The following is a 22,838-nucleotide window of genomic DNA, read 5'->3' on the forward strand; positions in this document are numbered from 1 at the left end:
CGTGTTTTCCACGTTTCCCATAGCTAGAAAGTAAGTGCAAATACTTACGTTAAGGACTATAGTTGAGAATCTCTCCAGATAATCTGGAGGCTTGAGGGGTAAAGGGGTGTATTACGACCAGGAAATAAACTCCGTTTTTGAAGAGTTTGGAGTCTCAGAAGCAGGTTTGAGTTCTGAGGAAGCCGAAAAAAGGCTTGAGGAGTATGGTGAAAATGAGCTTAAAGAAAAAGAAAAAGTTTCGGTCCTGAACCTCTTTGTCTCACAGTTCAAAAGTATCTTGATCATTATTTTGATAACGGCCTCTATTGTTTCGGCTCTTCTCGGGGAGTTCGTTGATGCAATAGTCATTATTTTTACGGTATTTCTTGCAGGTATTCTCAGCTTTGTGCAGGAATATCGAGCCGAAAAAGCAATTGAGCTTCTAAGGTCCCTTACCTCGCCGGAAGCGACTGTTATAAGGGACGGGGTTGAAAATAAAATTCCCTCAAAGAATCTCGTTCCTGGAGATCTTATCCTTATTCAGACCGGAGACCGCATTCCAGCCGATGCCAGGATAATCAAAGGGTTCAATCTTAAAACTGACGAGTCCTCCCTTACAGGAGAATCCGTGCCGGTTCAGAAAAGCATCGAAGCCCTTCCTTCCGAAACTCCTGAAGCTGACCGGACAAACATGGTCTACACAGGAACTGCAGTTGCTTACGGAAGAGGCAGTGCGATTGTTACTGCAACCGGAATGAATACGGCTTTTGGGGAACTTGCCGGGCTTCTGGGGACAATAGAGAGGTCCAGGACGCCTTTACAGGAAAGCCTTGACAAGTTCGGCAGATGGATTGGTACTGCGACTCTTGTAATTGTAGCTTTTGTTGCAATGCTTGGGGTTTTTTACGGATTTCCTCTCCTTGATATGTTTTTATGGGGTGTTGCTCTTGCAGTTGCTGCTATCCCTGAAGCTCTCCCTGCAGTTGTTACAGTAGGGCTTGGGCTCGGGGTGAGGCGTATGGTCAAAAGGCACGCCCTTGTAAGAAAACTGCCATCCATAGAAACGCTTGGAGCCACAAATGTTATCTGTTCGGATAAGACAGGCACGCTTACACAGAACAAAATGACAGTTGAAAAAATTTGTGTCAATAAGCAGGTTTTGAAAGTTACTGGAGCAGGATATTCTCCTGAAGGAGAGTTCTTTAAGGGAGATGAAAAAGTTTCTACAGATGATCCCCATCTTCAGATTCTCTTGCTGGGAGCTGTTCTCTGTAACGATGCTGGTCTTTTTAAGAAAAGTGATAAATGGGAGATCAAAGGAGACCCTACGGAGGCAGCTCTTGTGGTTGTTGCTGCAAAGTCAGGGTTTCATAAAGTTGAGCTTGATCAAAAATATCCTCGCCTTGGAGAAATACCCTTTTCCTCTGAAAGAAAAAGAATGACTACCTTCAATAAACTGGAAGCCGATTCTGGCAGCTTACCTGTAAAAGGACTTACTGCTTTCTCAAAGGGAGCTCCTGAAGTGATTCTTGGCTCATGTACGAAGATTTTTCTTGACGGTGAAATCAAATCCTTATCTTCCGAAATGAAGCAGTTGATTGAAGGAAAAATTAAGGAAATGGCTGATCAGGCCCTCAGGGTCATGGCTCTTTCATTTCGTCTTCTGGATGAGGAACTCGATATCGAAAAATCTTCTTCAAAAGATCCCCCTTCAGAGAGAATAGAAGAAGATATGGTCTTTTCAGGTTTAATGGGCATGAGAGATCCCCCAAGAGAGGAAGTAAAGGTTGCAATCCAGAAATGTGAAGATGCAGGCATTAAAACCGTAATGATAACAGGAGACCATAAGATTACGGCGTCTGCAATTGCAAAGGAACTGGGGATTTTAAAGGAAAACGATCTTACTCTTACAGGCTCGGAGCTTGATAATCTTGGGGATGCCGAGTTCGAAGACAAGGTCGAGAGGGTTTCGGTTTATGCCAGGGTATATCCTATCCATAAGTTGAGAGTAATAGACGCCCTCAAGAAAAAGGGCTATGTCGTAGCAATGACCGGGGACGGGGTAAACGATGCTCCTGCCCTTAAAGCTGCAGATATGGGAATAGCTATGGGGATTACTGGCACGGATGTCAGCAAAGAAGCCTCAAGCATGATCCTTACGGATGATAATTTTGCGTCGATTGTTGCAGCGGTTGAGGAAGGACGAAATATATTCAAAAATATTAGAAACTTCATCACTTACGGGCTCTCAGCCCATATCGGTGAGGTTCTCATAGTTCTCATTTCTATCCTGGGATGGCAAATCCTGCCTCTTATTGCTGTTCAGATCCTCTGGATTAACCTGATTACGGACGGGCTTCCTCCTATGGCTCTATCAGTTGAGCCTCCTGACAATGGTATTATGAAACAGAAGCCAAGAAACGTTGAGGAAGGGCTCATCACCCGTCGGGAAATCTCAGCCAGTCTGGGAATTGGAGGGTTGATTGCGCTTCAGGCTCTTCTCGTTTTAAACTGGGCTCTTGACAGAAATTTCTCTATTGAGAAACTCCAGACCCTGATCTTTACGCTGGTAGTTTTCTCAGAGATGTTTAACGCCTTTAACTGGCGGTCTGACCGATACTCGATCTTTTCCCTGGGGCTTTTTACAAACAAACCTCTGGTTTATGCAGTCCTGACAACAATAGTTCTGCAACTCGTGGTAATTTATGTTCCTTTTTTCCAGACTGCTTTTCGGACCGTTCCACTTTCTCTCTTTGAATGGGGAGTGGTGCTGTCTCTTGCCTCTACCACGCTGATCTCAATGGAACTCGTAAAATATTTCTCAGGGAAAAGTTCTCAGAAAAAAAATTAAGAGACTTTTTATTATTTTCTTGTTTTTTTAGCGATGTTTGCCAACTGTCATTGAAATAAATACCATATTTTGATGATCCCGGAAGATATCAAAAGTCTCTATTTTAAAACTGGGTTTCTAAAACCAGTACTTTGCACAGTTAGGGCTGCGTCTTTCTTTTTAAGGTGTTTACGTATACGTGTTAATGTAAGAGTCCTGCAACTGCCGGATATATTTTTCAATATGGGGTTTATATATAGGATTTATTTTGTAGATTATGCTTCTTCCTTCTTTTATCTCTATTATAAGGTCATTTTCTTTGAGATTCTTCATATACCAGCTAATTGTTGGCCTGGAAACTCCAAATTCTTGTGCAAGAGCTACATTAGTGTTACAATTTCCATTTATTATCTCTATAATTATTTTTTGGTTAGTTAAGTTTTGAAGAACAGAAATAACTTTTTTTTCATCCTCATTGTAAACAAGAAGGTTTTCAAAATACCTTGTCTTCACACCGTCTTTATAGGATTCAATCTTTTTATTAGCTTTAAGGGTTTTAATGTGATATTTTACTATTTCTCTATCTAAACCAACCTGTTCTACAATTTCACCAATATATGCTCCAGGTTTGGTTTTTATATATCTATAAACTCTAAAACGGCTGGAATTTTCAAGTACATTCCCAGGATTTACAATTCGATATCCAACTATTGAGAAAAAAAGTTTCTTAGGGTAGAAAAGGTCAACTGTGGCTAAAATATACATCATACCAAGCCATAACAGAAACTGCCAGTAGGATATTTCAGTGACCTCAAGCTCTGTTACTTCTTCTCCGTTAATTGGGACTCCTACCTGGTCGCTTGAAATGGGTTGTACTATATACTCATGAGCCTCAGATGTTGATATTAAAAGAACAAATGAAAAAAATAATAAACAGAAGATGAGCTTTTTTTGAAGCTCAATGATGCGCATAGACTTTAAATGTGTAATCCTCATTTCCATGGACAGATACACCTTTTACCTTGAACCTCCAGACTCCCGATTCCATACCATATCGAGAGGATATCTTGAGGCTTATTTTACCGTCTACTCCTTTTGGATCATCCTTATCATAGTAGGTCCTAAGAATGTGTCCTTCAGGGTCATAGGGACTAAGGGACAGTTTACTTTGTGTATTTCCCCAATTCAACATCAAGGTAAAAGCAGTTGTTCCTGAAGGTACAGTTGCTTTGTGAACTTTACTCTGTCCCTGCTTTATGTATGTCATTATGGCACCTCTTCTTCATCTTCTTCTTCCTCTACCAAAATAGGAGAAAGTGAGATTTCAGAACCAGGAGACATTTCGTTCAAGCGTTCGACAATGTATTCTTTTCCGGTAGAAGTCAAAATAACTTCCCCATGTGAGTCTACTAAGTTCGAAGTTGTCAAAGTATCACCAAAAAAAAGGTGAAAAGAACGGTATATAAATCTTTTGATTAAGTATTAAATAAATTAAATCACAAGATTTTTAAAAATTGTATTTTATATTTAGTCTACTATTTAATGTACAATTTTTAACCATAAAGTTGATTATACCTGATTGATACTATTCAGGCACCTTGAATCTGCATCGAAAGCCGTAATTAAAAATGTTTGGCATTTACAATACACTTCCGTCTTTTTTTTAAACTGATGCCAAATGATGCCATTTTTTAATTTTGCGATGAGTCCCTTATTAGAGAAAGATCCGTATAGCCAAAATCGATATCATTTGACGTATTTATGGTATCTATATAGTAACACATGGTTTTATTTATAATGTATACGAGTCATATTTTTTCATAAATGAAATTTTTCGATATATTTATTAAGTATACTAACATAACGCATCCTCTTTTTCTATATATTGGAAGGGATCACTATATATATTCAAATTATTTAACAGTTTTATTGTTAACCTCTGTAAAATCCCTGGTAATCCATGAAACATATCCCTGTCGCACTACAGATTTTTTGGTACATTGCCAAATTTTCTGGCAATATCCAGAATTTGCGAGTACCAAACATCCCCCACATAGGCATTTCCACATATTGGTTTCTTTTCTGAATTCTCGATATCCTCATTACACTGAACCCAACCAAAATCTCTCATGAGCCTAAAGCTCTCCTCCAGTTGTTTTGCACCGCACTCTATTGCATGGTCAACTGCGTAGACAAACTCTGCCCGGTGCGGATAGGAAACAGCAAATAAAAAGAAATGGATAAAGAAGAATGAATATTTTCGATGAAAGTGCCTCCAAAAATTGAAGAGTTTTTTGAAAGTGAAAAATTTTGCGCTGAAATTTTTTGATGGCTAAACATTAGCTACTTTTATGACTATCTCAAAATAAGTATAAAGATAAATTCAACTTTATTTGTGATTAGTTCAGGTTTTAAGTTCAGGTTTAAATAATTCATGAGAAAACAAGCATATTGTGGGGCAATCTACTACAATTGCAGCATGCATTTTGTGATCATAAAAAGAGTTCATCCCAAAACAAGTCTCATTTTCACATTAACAAGAGTCAGGATTAATTTCATATTCTAACTGGTTGATCATTTAGAGTTTGAAAATTTGGAGACCCATTCTAAATTTTGTTGGGATACACTCATACATTATAAAAGCCGTAATCAGGAGAGAGGTATAGGATCGAAAAAATGAGAACCAGAGATATTAATAATGCTTCAAATATCGAAAAAAAACTTTGCGGATACCTTTACGGCACCGCCTGCGCGGATGCCCTCGGACGTCCGGTAGAACATCTAACCCTTGAGCAAATCCAAAAGAAGTATGGGGAGGAAGGAATCCTTGAGCTCCCATCCAATTCTCCCTGGACCGATGATACCCAGTTAATGCTTGTACTTGCTAGGGCTCTGCTTCGAGGAGCAGAACTTGAACTTCCCGAGCTTATGGACAAGATTGCAGAGGAACTTGTACTCTGGCTGGATGAGCCTGATCTTGGTGCAGGAGCAACTACTAGAGGCGCAGCCCTGAACCTTAGGGACGGAATTCACTGGAGCAATTCCGGACTAAATTCAAAAACCTGCGGAAGCCTGATGCGAGCCGGAATCCTCGGTTTCATTTACAGAAATGATCCAAAGAAACTGGTTAAAGTTGCCCTGGCTTCAGGCCGGATTACTCACTCTCATCCAGTTGCAGAAGCTGCTTCTCTTGCAGGAGCATATGCAGTGAAACTGGCCCTTGATAGGATAGAACCCATGGAAATGTTTGAACCGCTTCTTGAGGTAACTCAGGGAATTTCTCCGGAATTCACTCAGGCACTGAAAAGTTCCTATATCACGGCTTATAGTGACATCGAAGACGAAGAAGGTTTGAAGAAACTCGGGCAGGGATGGTATGCAGACGAAACTTTTGCCCTGGCATACTTTTGCATATTACGTTATCCGAATGATTATAAAAAAGCAATTAAGACCGCAGTGAATATTACCGGAGACTCGGATTCGGTTGCTAGCGTAGCAGGAGGTATTTTTGGAGCCAGACTGGGAGTTGACGCAGTGCCTATTTCCTGGATTGAAGCGCTTAAGGAGAAAGAAATACTGGAGGAAATGGTCGGGCCTTTGCTTGAAAAATATTTTCAGCTTTCAGGAAGTAAATTGAGGTCTTGAAGTTAAATTGAGGTTTTGAAGTTAAATTGAGGTCTTGAAGTTAAATTGAGGTCTTGAAGTTAAATTGAGGTCTTGAAGTTAAATTGAGGTCTTGAAATGGATTTTTCCGAAAAAAATGGTTCTCCAAGAAGAAATGTTTACTCTGAAAAAAATGACTGTTTTGAAAAAGATTCTCCTGAAAAAGATCTTTTTTCCGGAAAAGGTGTCTACTGTTTGATATTCGAAAACCGAGCCTGCAAGATTGAGGTAGGTAAAAAGGGCGAGTTCTCTTTCAGCCCAGGGTTTCATATCTATGTGGGGTCTGCTCTGGGGCCAGGTGGCCTTAAAAGATTACAGAGGCACATCAAACTTTCCAGAAATCATGACCGAAATCCCAAATGGCATGTGGATTATCTTCATCTGAATCCTGCTTTCAGGCTAGTTTCAGCGGTTTATGCTTTTACTTCTGAGCGGCTTGAATGTGAAATTGCCAGCAGGATCGGAGGTGATTCGGTGTCTGGCTTTGGGTGTACAGACTGTAAGTGTAGTTCTCATCTTTTTTACCGAAGCAAAAATCCTCTATCAGAGATTACTGAAGCTTTTGAAGCCTCTGGACTTTCTGCTTTTGTGCTGGAACTTTAACCCTGGATCTTCTTTTTTCTGTACTGGTAGGAAAGTTTAAGGTAAAGCAGGATTTATTTATATTATCAAAAAAATAGAGTTGTTTTAATCAGGGGATGTCCAATGGAACAATTCTCTTTTATTGCCTGCATGCCTGATATACCAGGAGCACTGCACAGGGCAGCCGAAATTATCACGCGGTACGAGGGAAATATTAACAGGATTCAGTACGACCGCAGGATAGATACACATACTGTTTTCTTTGAAGTGACTGCTCTTCCTCAGGCTTATGAAAAAATTCGTGAAGAACTGGAAAAAATAGGCTATCTCCAGACTTCCCTTCACCTTGTAGCTTTTGTGAAGTTCCATGTCTATCTCCCGAACTGCCCTGGCGCTTTATTTGACCTCCTGAACTATATCACTTCATCGAAATCAAACATTACTTTTCTTGATTTTGATGATCGGGGACAGCATCCTGAAAGGCTTGTCGTAGGTCTTCACATTGAGGACCCTAATATGATAGATGCCCTCCTGAATCAGCTTAAGTCCAGATACAGGCTAGATATTTTAGAATATGATACAACCGGGGAAAAACTTGATGACACGGTATTTTATCTCAGGCTGGCACAGAAGCTCAGGTCGTTTATCGGGAGTGCTGAAGATGCTTTTTTGATGAGGTTCTTGCAGGACATTAATCATATTACTCAGGAACTCTCAAACCTTCAGAAAGATCCAATTGAGATTTTTGAGAACATCCTGAAAGTTGGGGAGTACCTTAACCGGACTTCAGGAGACAATTTTTATGCCGATGTACAGAGGGTCAGAATAAAGGACGATATCAAACTTTTCTGTTTTCAACCTCCCTGTGGGGGAAACATCTATCTTTTTGATACCCCTTCCGAAAGGGTTATGATTGACACAGGGTATGGAATTTATTACCCGGATCTCGTGAATATGCTCCAGCACTACGAGCTTGGAGATCTGAGCCGGCTTAAAAGGATTTACATTACTCATGCCGATGCCGACCATTGTGGGGCAGCCGGTTGTTTTCCCGTACCTTCCTACCTCAATCACGAAACTTTTCTGATCACAAGAGAAACCAGCAGAGCCTATGGGTCAAGTAACCAGGACTGTATTCTGGAAGAGGTTTATACAAAGATAATTAACCTTTTTTCCAGATATACTCCCCCTTCAAATACGGTTCTCTTTCCCGAAGTCTCCTTCTCAGACAAAACAACCGAAAAGCGAGGTGCATTTCCTGTTATCGCTCGGTTCCGGATCGGCGACATGGATTTCGAAGCTCTTGAAGGGATGGGCGGGCATATGCATGGAGAAGTCTTCTACCTCTGCCCCGAAGAAGGGCTGCTCTTTCCTGAAGATGCGGTGATTAATTTCAGAAGCCTGAGCCCTGATAGAACTGCATATAATGTTCTGGCTGATTATCTTATGACATCGGTGAATGTTGACAGCAAGCTTGCACGGGAAGAACGACATGCCCTTCTTTCCCTCATTTCCGAGATTGATGAACAGCTCGCCGGGAAAAACAAAAAATGCCTTATCTGCTGCGGCCACGGTTCAGTATCCGTACTGGACAATGGAAAACTTGTCGAATACACAGGTTCTGAGAGATATATGGCAGGGCAGAAATGCATCTCTAAAGAAAATTTGTGAAAATTTAAACAAAAAGGGGCAAAAAATCTCAAAATCAAATCTCAAAATCAAAAGAAACAAGATTCATAGGCTGCAGACCACAGATCACAGATCCACAGACCACAGATCACAGATCCACAGACCATAGATCACAGATCCACAGACCACAGATCCACATTTCCGTTGTTTTCTTTTCAGGGTCCATTCGGATTTTTCTAACTTTAGAAACTCAGTCGTTATAATCTATAAAGGGTAAATTCGATCTCTTCTACGCCCAAAATCAATGTATTTCCCGCGGCTGAAAATATTTCTCAAGAGTGATATTGCTTTGTCTAAAAGGCACTACAAAAATCCGGCCTGAAGAGTTTCGAAAAATATTGGGTAAAAGAGATGCGAGGGGTGCGATTCGAACGCACGAATTCCTACGAAAATGGGTCCTAAGCCCATCGCCTTTGACCTAGCTGGGCAACCCTCGCACTGATGTCTGATTTTAGTATTTCATTTAATATGTTTAAATTTATACAAAATAGGAAAAAGAGCAGTTCAGATTTTCTAATTCGAGAATTATTTAATGCGCCGACCGGGATTCGAACCCGGGTTTTGGGCTTGGAAGGCCCAAGTCATAGCCGCTAGACCATCAACGCAAACTGCAACACATCTAGAGGTATTTGTCATATATATTCTTTTCGCTACCAGAGTCCCGTCTTGAGAGATTAGGGGTGTCTGCGTCGAGAAACTCTAAAAAACATTTTTCTACGCGTGTATTTTTGTGATATAGTAACTGGATGAGTTAAGTACATATATTCGTTTGAGACTGTCCAGGGGGGTTAAAACTGGATATTATGTACAATCTATCATTAATGAGTAAGCTCATTTCAACACCAATTTTATCCCCAAATCCATAAAGTTTTCATAACTATTTTCATGATTCAAAGATCTATTGATTGTTTGGAATTCGGGGTTCTAAGAAATGATTTTGATTTTTGGGATCCGCTCGATGTGAAAATTTTCCACGTATGCTGGCGTTCCGCTATATCTCTTAATATTATATAGATAGTTTTATCTTATTGTCAACCTTGGATATTGAGACGAAAATATTTTTCGAACACATATATTTAAGAGTATATTGTAGAAAATATACTCTCAATAAGTATATTTTATTACACTGTTAAAACCAGATTTTTTCATTGATTTCTCTATATTTTTATTAATTTTTTAATAAAAATACCTTTTTTTCTGTACCAATCTCTCAAAATATTATTATTTAACATCCAAAGCGATATAACACTTTAAATGTAACAATAATTTCTCCCTGATGAGGGGGTAACAAATGTTATTTATTTGTGCTGTAATAAGCAAATATCTAATCTTCCTGGCCTATTGTCATCTTAATTTCTTATTTTCTTGCTCCCTTACTCTTACTCCCTTACTCTTACTCTTGCCCCCTTACTCTTACTCTTTCTCCCTCACTCTTGTTCTCTTACTCTTGTTCTCAACTCTTGCTCTCTTACTCTTGCTCTCTCATCCTCTGAGTCTCTTGTTTTTGTTTTCTATCGGTGTATCTCTATGATGTAGGATATATATCTCGTTTACTAACCTTAATATAAATTTCAAAAGAGACTTTCACTTTCTAACGATCTGGTTCCAGACTTGACATAAAAATTGTTCTATTCTGGGGTTTGTTTCCCTGGGGTTTTTTATTCCTGAATTCTTTACTCCTGAGTTATTCGCTTCTAAGTTTTTTATTCATGAGTTCCTTACATATGAGTTCTTTAATTCCAATTCCCCCACTTATAAGTCCCCTAATCCTGAGATACTCACGTTTAAGTCCTTTAATTTTAAGTTTCTCACTTTTGAGTTCTTCGTTCCTAAGTTATTTATCCCGAATTTTCGGTCAAGCAATTTCCTATAACTTGCATATTCTTTTGTATAACTGACAAAATATCCAGAGCTTAACAAAAAGTTAATGTAATGATCGTGTTATACGGAGTTTAAACGAACACAAAAGAGAATACTGCTCGCACTTTTTCTTACTGCTGGTCTGTTCTAGCGTGTGCGCTTTGGAGTGTTCTTTATAAGGCTGCACGATATTGAGTCTGCAGATAGGCGTTTTGTAATAGCTTAGGTTCTATCTAATCTCCCAGCTCATATCGAGCAAAAGGTAAAATTTCAAAAATAATTATAAAATTTCAGGAAATAATTATAAAATTTCAGGAAATAATGGGAAATTCCAGAAAATAATGGGAAATTCCAGAAAATTATTCAATATGGAAATCTTAAGATGGCCCCCAAAATGACAGTTTTTGAACTAAGGGACGAAAATAATGAGAACTTGAAGGTTCATCTAGAATATACAGGCAGCTCTCCTTCTAACCTTGCCGAAGGAAACAATAAGTATTTACGAGACTGTGTTTCTGAACTTAAGCTTGAGGCGAATAAGATCGTTACCAGATGCCCGTTCAAGTACACGGAGTAATATTGATGAATATTGAAGAGTGGGAAGAATACAGATATGTTGAATCAGGAATAAATAACTTCATTGATCAAATGAACGAGTCCAGCTTAAAAAAAATGGTAGAACATGTCTGTAATACCGGAGGAAAACGAATTAGACCAATAATCCTCCTTCTCTCCAGTGAGATCTGTTCAGGTTCATACCAGCAGAGCCTCAATGCAGCTCTTGCTATCGAAATAATGCACTCGGCTTCCCTCATCCATGATGACTTGCTGGATCAGGGGCTTGTTAGAAGAAACCTGCCTTCAGCCCCTGAAAAATTTGGCCCTTCCAGGGCTCTTCTTTGTGGCGATTATCTGATTGCAAAATGCTTTGAGTTTATTTCTCCATATGGGGAACAAGTGGTCCGAGACTTCGGGAAAGCCGGGATGGATATGGCTGAAGGAGAAGTCCTTGATCTGAAGCTCGATAAGGACAATTTTGGAGAAAACAACTATTTCGAATGCATTTACAAGAAAACGGCTTCTTTATTTGCCATCAGTGCTTCCATAGGGGCATACACTGGAGGGGCTGACGAAACTCTGGCCAGGCGTTTTAATGTCTTTGGAAATTGCCTGGGAACTGCATACCAGATTGTTGACGATATTCTTGAGTTTCTTGAAGTGGTCGAAGGCAAGGAATCGAAATTCACATCTGAAACTCTGCCGCATGTTTACATGAAGAATATGTCAAAAGAAGAAGCAATAGAAAAATCTATAGAAGCTGTAAAACTGCGTGTTAATGCCGCAAAAGAGACACTGTTGACATTTAATGAATGTCCGGCAAGGGACAAACTCTTTCAGATTACCGATTATATAACTGTTGATATGCTTGAGATTGTTTAATGCTCAGCTTTTCCTGAAAAATGAACTGTGACACTGCCAAATTTTCAGTATCTAAAATGGAAAATAATATTATTTAATTATCTAGTTTAATAAGTTCTCTAACTTCTAATAAGTCTTCCAACTTTTGCCAACAACTTTACCAGGTGTATCCATGCGAGTATATGATAGTCCGGTGCTTAAGGTAAATGCCAGTACAGAAAACGAAAAAATTGTGCTTGATACAGAAGGTCCTCTTTCCCAGCTTGCAAAGCCTTTCCTCAAACGCATAAACAACATTTTTGCAGAAGAAAAACCCATTTCAGTGGATGAAAATGAGATTATTTTTTCTACATGGATCCCACCTATTCCGGGGCCTGTTTTCAGCCGGGTGATAGGTGCTGAGATCGCAGCTATCCGGAAAAAAAGGGTTCCTGACCAGTTCTCAATAGGAATTACGGCTCGTTGTCCTAACCGCTGTATCCACTGTGGGGCAGCCGGTATCAAGCCAGAAAAGGAGCTTACCCTGGATGAAATTTCCAGAGCTGTAAACCAGAGCCTGGAGCTTGGGTCTTATCTTATTTCTTTCGACGGCGGGGAGACCATGCTTCGAGATGATCTTGTAGAGATGGTAGCCAGAGTAGATAAATCCAGGGCAATTACTACCTGTCTCACCTCAGGTTTCAAGCTTTCCGAAGAAAGGGCAAAGGATCTGAAAGCCGCAGGGTTATATGCATCAAGAATTAGTCTGGACAGCCCATATGAAGCCGAACACGACCGTATTCGGGGCCGAGAAGGTGCATACAAAGATTCAATCACCGGAATCAAAAATTCAATCAACGCCGGGATCCTGACTGATATGTTTGTGGTTGTTTCTCCTCACAATATCGATGACCTTGAAGAATTTTACAACCTTGCATTTAACCTTGGAATGCATGAACTTTCAATATATGAAATTATTGCAGTCGGGCGCTGGCTTGAGCACGAAGATGAGGTAATAGGGGAAAACGATGTCTCAAGGCTTGAGAAATTCCAGAAAAAAATGAACTCTAAACCTGAAGGCCCCAGGGTAACCGCGTTTCCTTATTTCCTGGGCCCGAGTCTTTTTGGGTGCTTTGCAGGAAGACGGTGGGTGCACATTGCTTCGGACGGGGAAGTAATGCCGTGTGCCTACACTCCTCTCTCCTTTGGAAATATCTGTGAAGAGCCCCTGGAAACTATCTGGAAGCGTATGGGTAAGCACAAAGCCTACAAAAAAGATGATGCCGCATATTGCATGATGCGCAACCCTGATTTCAGGAAAGAATATATTCATACAATACCCCAGGGCGCAAAGATCCCTTACCGAGTTAAATAACATTTTTTATGTTATTTTTTAACTTTATTTTTTCGATTGTTGACTTTAGTAATAAGTATTTTTAGAGCTTTTTTTATGAAATAACCCTTTTTCCTTTGAAAAATGGTTAATTTTCTAATTTAAATTTTGAATACTGATGCTTGCATACTGGATCTATCTGTCTTCTGAGCCCGGACAAAAGTCCATTTTTCAAAAGTTAACTTTTGATGGTTTGATTTTCTCGAAAATGGACTTGACTAGATAAAAATTTTCACAGTTTTGGTGGAATAAAGCAACTTATTATAAGTACTTAAAAACACCATTAAAAGCGTTTATTTTAAAAAAAAGAGGCTAAAATTCCTTGAATAAATTGATTCATTTATAATTTTTTAACTGACTTTAATAGAGTTTTGAATATATTCTCCATATTTTATTTGACTTATTCAGGTTACGCTTCACACTTTTTTTTCAGCACTTTATTTGATAATTTTTCGATACTTAATTATATTTCACTGTCAGTATTCAATTATTTTTTACTGTTATATTTAATCTTTTTCATTTTAACCTTATATTTTGCTATTTATATTATTAATTTTCTTAAAAATATCTTATAACTTGTATATGTAATGATTTTTCATTATAGTTCTTCGGCTCTTCTTTGATAAAACCGAAGCTGTTATATAGTTCTTTCGCGAAGGATTTGTTAACTACCTCCATTGGAGTAGGGATTTTTAATTATTAATTTATATATTAAATTTTGAGAGACGGAGATTCACATGGCTAAAAATGAAATCTTATCTGAAATCAAAAAAGCAGAGGAAAGCGCTAAAACAATGGTTGACGAGGCCATTGAAGCTAAAAACAGGCGTATCTCCGAAGCTCGGGCTGAAGCCAGGGAAATCCTGAAACAGTCCGAAATCGATGCACATAAAGCTGCACAAGACTCTTTTAAAGAGGGTGAAAAAAAGATCCTGGAGGAAAAAGATAAGATCATAAACGATGGTGAGAAAAACGCATTAGCCATGTCCCAAAAAGCTCAAGCTAACATCGACAAATCCGTCAATTACCTTGTACAGGAGTTTGAGAGGGCGGTCCTTAATGAGTAGACCTAAAGAGATGACAAGGGCCGTTATTGTCGGGCATAAAAGCATTCTAAAAGAAACCATCGATGCATTACATGATACAAATCTTTTTCACGTCGAAGACTTTGTCGAAGACGAGTCTGGTTTTAAGATCAGCAAGCCATTTAAAAACGCAGAAGAAGTCTCTAAAAAGCTTGTGAAGATCCGCTCTATCGCCAATTATTTGGGGATTGAAAGCAAAAAACCGGTAGTTCAGAAATCTGATGCTGTTCTGCGTGAACTTGACTCGAAGTTAAATGAACTGGACAGGACAATTTCAGCTAAAACGGAATCAATTTCCCAGCTTGAAAATGAATTAAAAGATATGGACTCCCAGAAAAGGGAAATCATGCCTTATCTGCCCATTGATCTTGACTTTGAATATTATCGTGGTTATGAAAACCTCAAGGTTTTCGCAGGCACTTTAAAAAATAATGTAGAAACAAGTCAGATTTCAAGTATCACCCAGGCTTACGAACTGTACTTTGATTCCCAATCAAAAACAGCGGTACTGTTTGTAGCTAAAAATGATGCCGATAAAGTTTACGAATTACTTCAGGGTCTTGGATTCAAAGAGCTTAGAGTTCCAGAAAGAGGTGGTGTCCCAAGCGAACTTTTGAGATCCATTGAACAGAGAGAAGCCGACGTCACTAGAAGGATTGAATCCTTAAAGGGCGAGATCGAGTCCTTGAAAACAAGGTATGCCGATTTTATCCTTGCAAGCGACGAAGTCCTGAGTATCGAGAGTCAGAAAGCAGAGCTGCCTCTTAGAATAGCTACATCTGAAAACGCATTCATAATCGATGGATGGACTCCCACCGAGAGTTATGACAAGGTTGTCAGTGTAGTTAACAGTGCCACTAAAGGCAAGGCATACATCACCAGCCTCGAAGTCCATCATGAGGAAGAAGATGATGCTCCTGTCGAGTACAATAATTCAAAAGTTGTGGCACCGTTGCAGCAGGTTATGGATCTGTATTCTAGACCTAGATATTTCGAAATTGATCCATCTTCAGCGATATTCATTACTTTCCCGCTGATCTATGGAATGATTCTTGGAGACATCGGATATGCACTGATACTGGGCACGATTGCACTGGCTATTAAAAAAGCAATGAAGTCAGATGCAGTTAGTGATCTCATGAATATTCTTATCTATTGTCAGATTTGGTCTATAGTCTTTGGACTTATTTATGGTGAGTTCCTTGGGTTCCCTCTGGCGAGTACGCATGAAGAACAAGGTTTAATTCCGTTCTGGCATACAATAACCCTGTTCAATTCAATCGGAGGAGAGGCATTTACTTTCCCAATTCACAGGGCTCACATGGTAATGAGTATGATTGCACTAAGCGTCTTCGTCGGACTGATTCACTTAAATCTCGGGTTCTTGTTCGGATTTTCAAACATTGCAAGACACCACGGGATGAAACACGCTATTCTTGAAAAAGGCAGTTGGATGATTATTGAGCTTGGTGTACTTCTTGCAGCTGTTGGTTATTTTGGCGGTTCAGCATTGATGTATGTCGGTGCTATTGTTCTTGTTCTTGGAATTGCGATGCTCGCTATGGGTGAGGGTATCGCCGGTGTGGTCGAATTGCCGTCTCTGATGGGTAACGCTCTTTCGTATGCCCGTATTATTGCAGTCGGTCTTTCTTCGATTTATATCGCAGGTACAGTAAATGATATCGCCTTTGAAATGATCTGGGCTGATCATTCTCAGATTGGTTTCGCGGCAATAGCTGCAATTATCGTATTTATACTCGGACACGCTCTTAACACCGTTCTGAGTATCATCGCTCCCGGACTGCATGCACTCAGGTTGCAGTATGTAGAATTCTTTGGAAAATTCTATCAAGGCGGGGGCAGAAAATTCAACCCATTCGGATATATAAGAAAATACACGGAGGAATAAAAACATGGTAGATGGAGCAACAGCAGGTCTTTTTCTGGACGCAGCAGGAATGAAAGCACTCGGTGCAGCAATCGCAATCGCAATTACTGGGTATGCATCTGCAATCGCTGAAAAAGATATCGGTACAGCAGCAATCGGCGCAATGGCAGAAAACGAAGGATTATTCGGTAAGGGCCTGATCCTTACTGTCATTCCAGAAACCATTGTTATCTTCGGTCTCGTCGTCGCACTGCTTATCAATTCTGCTTAAATTTAAGAGCTCTGCTCTTAAATTTCTTAGAGCATTGCTTTAGCTTACCTGGGCCTTTTTCCTTGCCAGGTAGGCCTGAAGCTGTTATAATGCTCTAAGTTTTCTTTAGGTATCGTTGCACTCTAAGCAGCTTAGAGTTTTTGCTCTAGGCTTTAGAGCACTTTTTTGCTCTAAATTTATTTGGAGGTGTAAGCATGGGACTAGAGATTGTTGTAAAAGACATCCAAGAGGGTGCAAGAGCTGAGGTTTCCCGTATAAAAGCCGAAGGCGATGCAAAGGCCTCCGAGATTCTAAATGAAGCTAAGGAAGTACAGAAAAAGACACTCGGAGACAGTCTTGCCAAGGCAGAAGAGGACCTCCAAAATCTGCACCAGCAGGTCATATCAAGTGCAAATCTGGAAGTGAAAAGAATTACGCTTAATAAGCGTAAGGATCTTCTAGATAAAGTTTATGTCCAGACAGTTGAAAAAATCAAGTCAATGCCGGCATCCAAAAAAGAAGAGCTGTTGAAAACTATTCTCAGCAAGTACGAAGCTAGCGGTGCTAGAGTTTACTCTTCTAAAGATTCAGAAGATATCGTCAAAAAGTTGACTTCTTTATCTTATGCTGGCAATATTGGTTCTATCGGCGGAGTTATTCTGGAAAACGAGGACGGGACGGTCAGGTTAGATTTCACATATGATTCAATCCTGAAAAACGTGTATGAGCGTTCACTGAAGCAGATATCTGATATATTATACGGGTGATGTTCGATGCGGCTTTTGGAGAGACTCTGGGGACAAAAACCCTCACGAAAATCCGATAAGAAGAAAAATGGCACTTCAAATTATCCCTACGCCGTAACCCGTGTCCGCGCTATGAAGAGCAAGCTGCTCCCAAAAGAATCGTATCCCCGGCTTCTCAATATGGGGATTGATGAAATTACCCGCTTTATCCAAGAGTCTGAATACAAAAACGACATTGATGAACTGGCAATGAAATATAGTGGTGGCGATCTGGCAGAACACGCATTGAACAGAAATCTTGCGCTCACCTATGATAAATTGGTACGAATCACCTCAGGAGAATTGAATTACCTGGTTGTCGCATATCTCAAAAAATATGACATCTGGAACATAAAAACACTTCTCCGTGGTAAAATTTACAACGCGCCTGTTGAAGAAATTGTCGAGTCTTTGATTGCTGCCGGTGAGTTTACTTACACTTCAATGTCAGAGCTTGCAGCCAAGGCCACATATAAAGAAATAATTGAATCCCTGAAATATTCCGAGTATTACCCCTTGCTGCAAAAGTTTGACGGAACTAACCTGGCATACATCGAAAACGAACTCGACAAGGTATACTATACAGGCTTGTTTGAAGCAATCGGAAAACCAAGATCCAAGGACCGCAAGCTCTTTGTTAAAATTGTCAGATTGGAAGTAGACGTTAAGAATCTAATTAACCTCTTCAGGCTGAAAAAAGCAGGAGTTGTGCAGCTTGATGAAATCATGCCTCTCATGATTGAAGGCGGTCTCGAGCTAAAACTTGAGAAACTGGCGACTCTCCCATATGACGAGTTTGTCAATGAGCTTCAAAGGACTCAATACTGGGATATAATTTCAAGTGTTACGGGTTCAGATATGAATTCTTTGACTACTCTTGAAAGCAGGCTCACAAGATATTATCTTGAATCTTCAACCATTCTTTCGCATGTATCCCCGATCTCAGTTGCACCTATTCTGGATTATATCATTCATAAACATAATGAGGTAGTTAATCTCCGGATTATCTTCAGGGGTAAGGAGACTGGCCTCAGTGATGAGTTAATCAAAGACCAGTTGGTGGTTATCTAATGGAATTAGCAGTGATCGGAAAGAGCGAGTTTGTTACAGGATTCAGACTGGCGGGTGTCAGGAAGGTTTATGAAGCCGCGGACACCACAGCTACCGAATCCATTGTAAAATCGGTGCTTGAAGATAAAAGTGTCGGGATTCTTATAATGCATAATGATGACATTAGTGATCTGCCGGAAATTCTAAGGAAAAACTTGAATGAGTCAGTCCAGCCTACAGTGGTAGCCCTGGGAGGCAGCGGATCAGGCTCGAGTTTAAGAGATAAGATAAAACAAGCGGTAGGTGTTGATCTGTGGAAGTAAAAGGTGTAATTTATCGTGTGTCTGGGCCTGTCGTCACCGTTACCGGCTTGCAGGCAAAAATGTATGACCTGGTCAAAGTCGGTAATGAAGGTCTAATGGGTGAAGTCATCCAGATATTAGGGCCCAAGACCATCATCCAGGTATACGAAGAGACCGCAGGCATCAAGCCAGGGGAACCCTGTTATACTACAGGATCGTCTCTGTCCGTGGAACTTGGTCCGGGTCTTCTTTCCAGTATTTATGATGGGGTTCAGAGACCACTGCATGTCCTGCTCGAAAGGACGGGCGGTTTCATTGGCAGAGGTGTCACTGCAGATGGACTTGACCACCAGAAACTCTGGGATTTCAAACCCATTGTCAAGAAAGGCGATGTCGTAAAAGGTGGAGAAATAATCGGTGTTGTACAGGAAACCGTGAATATCGAACATAAAATCATGGTGCCACCTGATATCTCAGGCACAATTGCCGATATAAAGAGCGGAAACTTTACGGTAATGGACACAATCTGTACCCTGACTGATGGGACCGAATTGCAGATGATGCAAAAGTGGCCTGTCAGAAGGCCCAGACCTGTTAGAGAGAAACGCACTCCAACCAGGCCTCTGGTTACAGGAATGAGAATCCTTGATGGGCTTTTCCCTGTTGCAAAAGGCGGAACGGCTGCAATTCCAGGACCTTTCGGGTCGGGAAAGACCGTTACTCAGCAGTCGCTTGCAAAGTGGAGTGACACCGAAATTGTGGTCTACATCGGTTGTGGTGAACGCGGAAACGAAATGGCAGATGTTCTGAGTGAATTCCCTGAACTCGAAGACCCGCAGACCGGGCGCCCACTGATGGAACGTACTGTTCTTATTGCTAACACTTCAAACATGCCTGTGGCCGCAAGAGAAGCATCTGTGTACACCGGGATCACCATTGCAGAATACTACCGTGACATGGGATTAGACGTATCCCTTATGGCAGACTCCACTTCCAGGTGGGCAGAAGCTATGAGAGAAATCTCCTCCCGTCTGGAAGAAATGCCTGGTGAAGAAGGTTATCCTGCATACCTGTCTGCAAGGCTTGCTGAATTCTACGAGCGTTCCGGGGTTGCGGAGAGTCTCTGCGGTGAGAACGGTTCCATTACTGTTATTGGAGCAGTATCTCCACCTGGTGGTGACTTCTCAGAACCTGTTACACAGAACACCCTGCGTATCGTAAAAGTGTTCTGGGCTCTCGATGCCAAACTGTCTCAGAGGCGTCACTTCCCGGCTATCAACTGGCTGAACAGTTACAGTCTGTACAAGGACAGTCTTAATGACTGGTTTGGAGAAAACGTGGCTCCTGATTTTGTGGCTTTGAGAGAAAGAGCAATGGAAATGCTCCAGACAGAATCCGAACTGCAGGAAATCGTGCAGCTTGTAGGTTCCGACGCTCTGCCAGAAGATCAGCAGCTTCTGCTTGAAATCACCCGTATGATCAGGGAAATTTTCCTGCAGCAGAATGCATTCCACCCAATAGATGCCTACAGCCCGTTCTCTGAACAGTACGAGATCCTGAAGGCTATCATGAAATGGGGAGACGCTGCGATGGATGCCTTGAAATCAGGTGTTTCAGTACCTGAAATTCTCAAGCTTGAATCCAAAAATGTGCTTGCTAAGGTCAAGTATGAGGAGAAGTTTACTGAGTCTATGAACGTTGTCCTGGCACAGATGGATAAAGAGTTTGCATCCCTGAGAGGTAGGTAAGCATGGTAAAAGAATACAAGACAATCACTCAGATTGCGGGGCCACTTATCTTTGTTGAAAAAACAGAGCCTGTAGGCTATAAAGAAATAGTTACTGTCAATCTGCCTGATGGAACCAGCCGCAGAGGTGAGGTGCTGGACTCGTCTTCAGACATAGTCGTTATCCAGATTTTTGAAGGTACTACTGGTCTGGACAAGGAGTGCGGTGTAGTTTTCACAGGGGAAACCCTGAAGCTCCCTGCATCCATTGACCTTCTCGGAAGGATCCTTTCAGGTTCAGGAGAACCACTTGACGGTGGGCCCAGGATTGTGCCTGACCAGCTTCTGGACATCAACGGAGCTGCAATGAACCCATATGCCAGGCTGCCTCCAAAGGATTTCATCCAGACAGGTATCTCCACAATAGACGGGACAAACACCCTTGTCCGTGGACAGAAACTGCCTATTTTCTCAGCTTCAGGTCTCCCACACAACGAAATTGCTCTGCAGATCGCAAGGCAGGCTGCTGTGCCAGGATCTGAGTCTGCTTTCGCAGTAGTTTTTGCAGCAATGGGTATTACCAATGAAGAAGCCCAGTACTTCATGAGCGACTTTGAAAAGACCGGAGCTCTTGAAAGGGCTGTTGTGTTTCTGAACCTGGCAGATGACCCTGCTGTCGAACGTATAGTCACTCCGCGTATGGCTCTGACTGCAGCTGAATATCTGGCATACGAACACGGCATGCACGTACTTGTCATTCTGACTGACATTACCAACTATGCAGAAGCTCTTCGTCAGATGGGTGCCGCCCGTAACGAAATTCCTGGTCGTCGTGGGTATCCTGGTTACATGTATACTGACCTTGCAACCCTCTATGAGCGCGCAGGTATTGTAAAGGGCGCAAAGGGATCAGTTACCCAGATTCCGATTCTTTCGATGCCTGGTGACGATATTACCCACCCGATTCCTGACCTGTCCGGGTATATTACCGAAGGGCAGATTGTGGTTTCAAGGGAACTGCACAGGAAAGGTATCTACCCGCCAATTAATGTGCTTCCATCTCTGTCAAGGCTGATGAACTCCGGTATTGGAGCAGGCAAGACAAGGGAAGACCACAAAGCAGTTTCTGACCAGATGTATGCAGGTTATGCAGAAGGTCGTGACCTGAGAGGTCTAGTGGCTATCGTCGGTAAAGAAGCTCTATCTGAGAGAGATGTCAAGTTCCTTGAGTTTGCTGACCTTTTCGAACAGAATTTCGTTACACAGGGCAGAAACGAAAACAGGACAATTGCAGACACCCTGGACATTGGATGGAAAATCCTTGCACACCTGCCTGAAAACCAGCTGGGTAGGATTGACAACAAATACATCCAGAAATACCATCCTGCACACAGAAAGGGTCAGTGATTACCATGGCTCAAGACGTAAAACCAACTCGGTCGGAGCTGATTGAGCTCAAGAAAAAAATCAAGCTCTCTGAAAGTGGGCACAAGCTCCTTAAGATGAAGAGAGATGGTCTTATTCTTGAGTTCTTTAAGATTCTTAACGAGGCAAGGAACGTCAGAACCGAACTAGACGCTGCCTATCTAAACGCTGCAGAAAAAATCAATCTTGCCTCTGCTGTAAATGGAATGGTTGCAGTCAAGTCAACAGCCTTTACAGCAAAGGAATCTCCCGAAATTCAGCTTTCAGGTCACAACATCATGGGTGTTGTGGTGCCACAAATCAGCTCTACTGGTGTCCGCAAATCTCTTGTTGAGAGAGGTTATGGTATCGTTGGGACAAATTCATATATTGATGAGTCTGCAGATGCCTATGAGATCCTGGTAGAAAAGATTATTACGGCAGCAGAGCTGGAAACAACGATGAAAAGACTTCTTGATGAAATTGAGAAGACTAAGAGACGTGTAAACGCTCTCGAATTCAAAGTTATTCCGGACCTCATTGCAACCATGAAGTACATTCGTTTTACCCTCGAAGAGATGGAAAGGGAAGGTACTTCCAGGTTGAAGAGAGTCAAGGCGAGAATGAAATAATCAAGCTTGATTTAAAATGGCTGCATGTGACGATCGACCTAATTTGGTTGAAAGAGCAGTATTCAAGTTGGGTGAACCCAAAAACCAGGCCCGCCTGTTGCAGGTGGCCTGGAGAATTTCCCTTTTGATGATGGTTTTGGGGTTCATCATTATGATAAGAACAATTTCTCCGCTTATATGACCTGAATTTCAGGATGATTCTGATCCTGAATTCAGTCATAGATTTTTGAATCTGTCCAAATTTATTTTGGATTAATATATCATTTTTATGCCTGTTTTAAAAATGTTATTGTTTACCTGGATTGAAACATGACTTTTCTGT

Annotated in this window: 19 protein-coding genes and 2 tRNA genes; 16 read left to right on the top strand and 5 right to left on the bottom strand. The window is 41.1% G+C overall.

Annotated elements, in window-relative coordinates; all coding sequences use genetic code 11:
- Positions 1–106: 106 nt before the first annotated feature.
- Positions 107–2,830 carry a calcium-translocating P-type ATPase, SERCA-type gene (locus MSVAZ_RS15700; protein ID WP_048122495.1) on the top strand — a complete coding sequence of 908 codons (2,724 nt, stop codon included), beginning with the start codon at positions 107–109 and terminating at the stop codon, positions 2,828–2,830.
- Positions 2,831–2,998: 168 nt separating this feature from the next.
- Here the strand turns inward: MSVAZ_RS15700 and MSVAZ_RS15705 are convergent, their stop codons facing one another.
- The 3 genes from MSVAZ_RS15705 to MSVAZ_RS20585 form a co-directional block, all read right to left on the bottom strand.
- Positions 2,999–3,811, bottom strand: a complete 813-nt coding sequence (locus tag MSVAZ_RS15705; protein ID WP_048122497.1) for a winged helix-turn-helix transcriptional regulator — start codon at positions 3,809–3,811, stop codon at positions 2,999–3,001.
- Positions 3,768–4,076 (bottom strand): hypothetical protein, encoded by a 309-nt coding sequence (locus tag MSVAZ_RS15710; protein ID WP_048122499.1) that lies wholly within the window; start codon positions 4,074–4,076, stop codon positions 3,768–3,770. The genes MSVAZ_RS15705 and MSVAZ_RS15710 overlap by 44 nt, the downstream gene beginning before the upstream one ends.
- A gap of 714 nt (positions 4,077–4,790) precedes the next feature.
- Positions 4,791–4,940, bottom strand: a complete 150-nt coding sequence (locus tag MSVAZ_RS20585; protein WP_157206111.1) for a hypothetical protein — start codon at positions 4,938–4,940, stop codon at positions 4,791–4,793.
- Positions 4,941–5,485: 545 nt separating this feature from the next.
- On the opposite strand from MSVAZ_RS20585, the gene MSVAZ_RS15715 reads away from it, so the two are divergent.
- The 3 genes from MSVAZ_RS15715 to MSVAZ_RS15725 all read left to right on the top strand — a co-directional run bounded on the left by MSVAZ_RS15715 (position 5,486) and on the right by MSVAZ_RS15725 (position 8,725).
- Positions 5,486–6,454, top strand: coding sequence for an ADP-ribosylglycohydrolase family protein (locus tag MSVAZ_RS15715; protein WP_048122501.1), 969 nt, complete (start codon positions 5,486–5,488; stop codon positions 6,452–6,454).
- A 96-nt stretch (positions 6,455–6,550) separates the two neighbouring features.
- A complete protein-coding gene (locus MSVAZ_RS15720; protein WP_197078779.1) occupies positions 6,551–7,075 on the top strand; it encodes a GIY-YIG nuclease family protein in 525 nt (174 codons plus the stop codon).
- 102 nt (positions 7,076–7,177) lie between these two features.
- Positions 7,178–8,725 (top strand): MBL fold metallo-hydrolase, encoded by a 1,548-nt coding sequence (locus MSVAZ_RS15725; protein ID WP_048122503.1) that lies wholly within the window; start codon positions 7,178–7,180, stop codon positions 8,723–8,725.
- A gap of 370 nt (positions 8,726–9,095) precedes the next feature.
- Here the strand turns inward: MSVAZ_RS15725 and MSVAZ_RS15730 are convergent.
- Positions 9,096–9,180, bottom strand: a tRNA-Leu gene (locus MSVAZ_RS15730).
- A 96-nt stretch (positions 9,181–9,276) separates the two neighbouring features.
- A tRNA-Gly gene (locus tag MSVAZ_RS15735) sits at positions 9,277–9,348 on the bottom strand.
- A 1,649-nt stretch (positions 9,349–10,997) separates the two neighbouring features.
- On the opposite strand from MSVAZ_RS15735, the gene MSVAZ_RS15740 reads away from it, so the two are divergent.
- From MSVAZ_RS15740 to MSVAZ_RS15795, 12 genes are all read left to right on the top strand, one after another.
- Entirely contained in the window at positions 10,998–11,180 is a 183-nt protein-coding gene (locus MSVAZ_RS15740) for a hypothetical protein (RefSeq protein ID WP_157206112.1), read from the top strand.
- Positions 11,156–12,043: a geranylfarnesyl diphosphate synthase gene (locus MSVAZ_RS15745; protein ID WP_048122505.1), complete on the top strand. Its 888-nt coding sequence runs from the start codon at positions 11,156–11,158 to the stop codon at positions 12,041–12,043. Before MSVAZ_RS15740 ends, MSVAZ_RS15745 begins: the two co-directional genes overlap by 25 nt.
- 151 nt (positions 12,044–12,194) lie before the next feature.
- Positions 12,195–13,376: a radical SAM protein gene (locus MSVAZ_RS15750; RefSeq protein ID WP_048122507.1), complete on the top strand. Its 1,182-nt coding sequence runs from the start codon at positions 12,195–12,197 to the stop codon at positions 13,374–13,376.
- 755 nt (positions 13,377–14,131) lie between these two features.
- Positions 14,132–14,461: an ATP synthase archaeal subunit H gene (ahaH, locus tag MSVAZ_RS15755; protein WP_048122509.1), complete on the top strand. Its 330-nt coding sequence runs from the start codon at positions 14,132–14,134 to the stop codon at positions 14,459–14,461.
- Positions 14,454–16,388, top strand: coding sequence for a V-type ATP synthase subunit I (locus tag MSVAZ_RS15760; protein ID WP_197078780.1), 1,935 nt, complete (start codon positions 14,454–14,456; stop codon positions 16,386–16,388). The genes ahaH and MSVAZ_RS15760 overlap by 8 nt, the downstream gene beginning before the upstream one ends.
- A 4-nt stretch (positions 16,389–16,392) precedes the next feature.
- Positions 16,393–16,638, top strand: coding sequence for an ATP synthase (locus tag MSVAZ_RS15765; protein ID WP_048109111.1), 246 nt, complete (start codon positions 16,393–16,395; stop codon positions 16,636–16,638).
- A 194-nt stretch (positions 16,639–16,832) separates the two neighbouring features.
- Positions 16,833–17,384 (top strand): V-type ATP synthase subunit E, encoded by a 552-nt coding sequence (locus tag MSVAZ_RS15770; RefSeq protein WP_048122513.1) that lies wholly within the window; start codon positions 16,833–16,835, stop codon positions 17,382–17,384.
- A gap of 6 nt (positions 17,385–17,390) precedes the next feature.
- Entirely contained in the window at positions 17,391–18,473 is a 1,083-nt protein-coding gene (locus MSVAZ_RS15775; RefSeq protein WP_048122515.1) for a V-type ATP synthase subunit C, read from the top strand.
- A complete protein-coding gene (locus tag MSVAZ_RS15780) occupies positions 18,473–18,775 on the top strand; it encodes a V-type ATP synthase subunit F (RefSeq protein ID WP_048122517.1) in 303 nt (100 codons plus the stop codon). The genes MSVAZ_RS15775 and MSVAZ_RS15780 overlap by 1 nt, the downstream gene beginning before the upstream one ends.
- On the top strand, positions 18,766–20,502 hold the full coding sequence (locus MSVAZ_RS15785; RefSeq protein WP_048122519.1) for an ATP synthase subunit A: 1,737 nt from the start codon (positions 18,766–18,768) through the stop codon (positions 20,500–20,502). Before MSVAZ_RS15780 ends, MSVAZ_RS15785 begins: the two co-directional genes overlap by 10 nt.
- Before the next feature lie 2 nt (positions 20,503–20,504).
- Positions 20,505–21,887 (top strand): ATP synthase subunit B, encoded by a 1,383-nt coding sequence (locus MSVAZ_RS15790; protein ID WP_048122521.1) that lies wholly within the window; start codon positions 20,505–20,507, stop codon positions 21,885–21,887.
- A 5-nt stretch (positions 21,888–21,892) separates the two neighbouring features.
- A complete protein-coding gene (locus MSVAZ_RS15795) occupies positions 21,893–22,516 on the top strand; it encodes a V-type ATP synthase subunit D (protein WP_197078781.1) in 624 nt (207 codons plus the stop codon).
- The last annotated feature ends 322 nt before the right edge of the window (positions 22,517–22,838 follow it).

Origin of the sequence: Methanosarcina vacuolata Z-761, from assembly GCF_000969905.1 — an archaeon.
GTDB lineage: Archaea > Halobacteriota > Methanosarcinia > Methanosarcinales > Methanosarcinaceae > Methanosarcina > Methanosarcina vacuolata.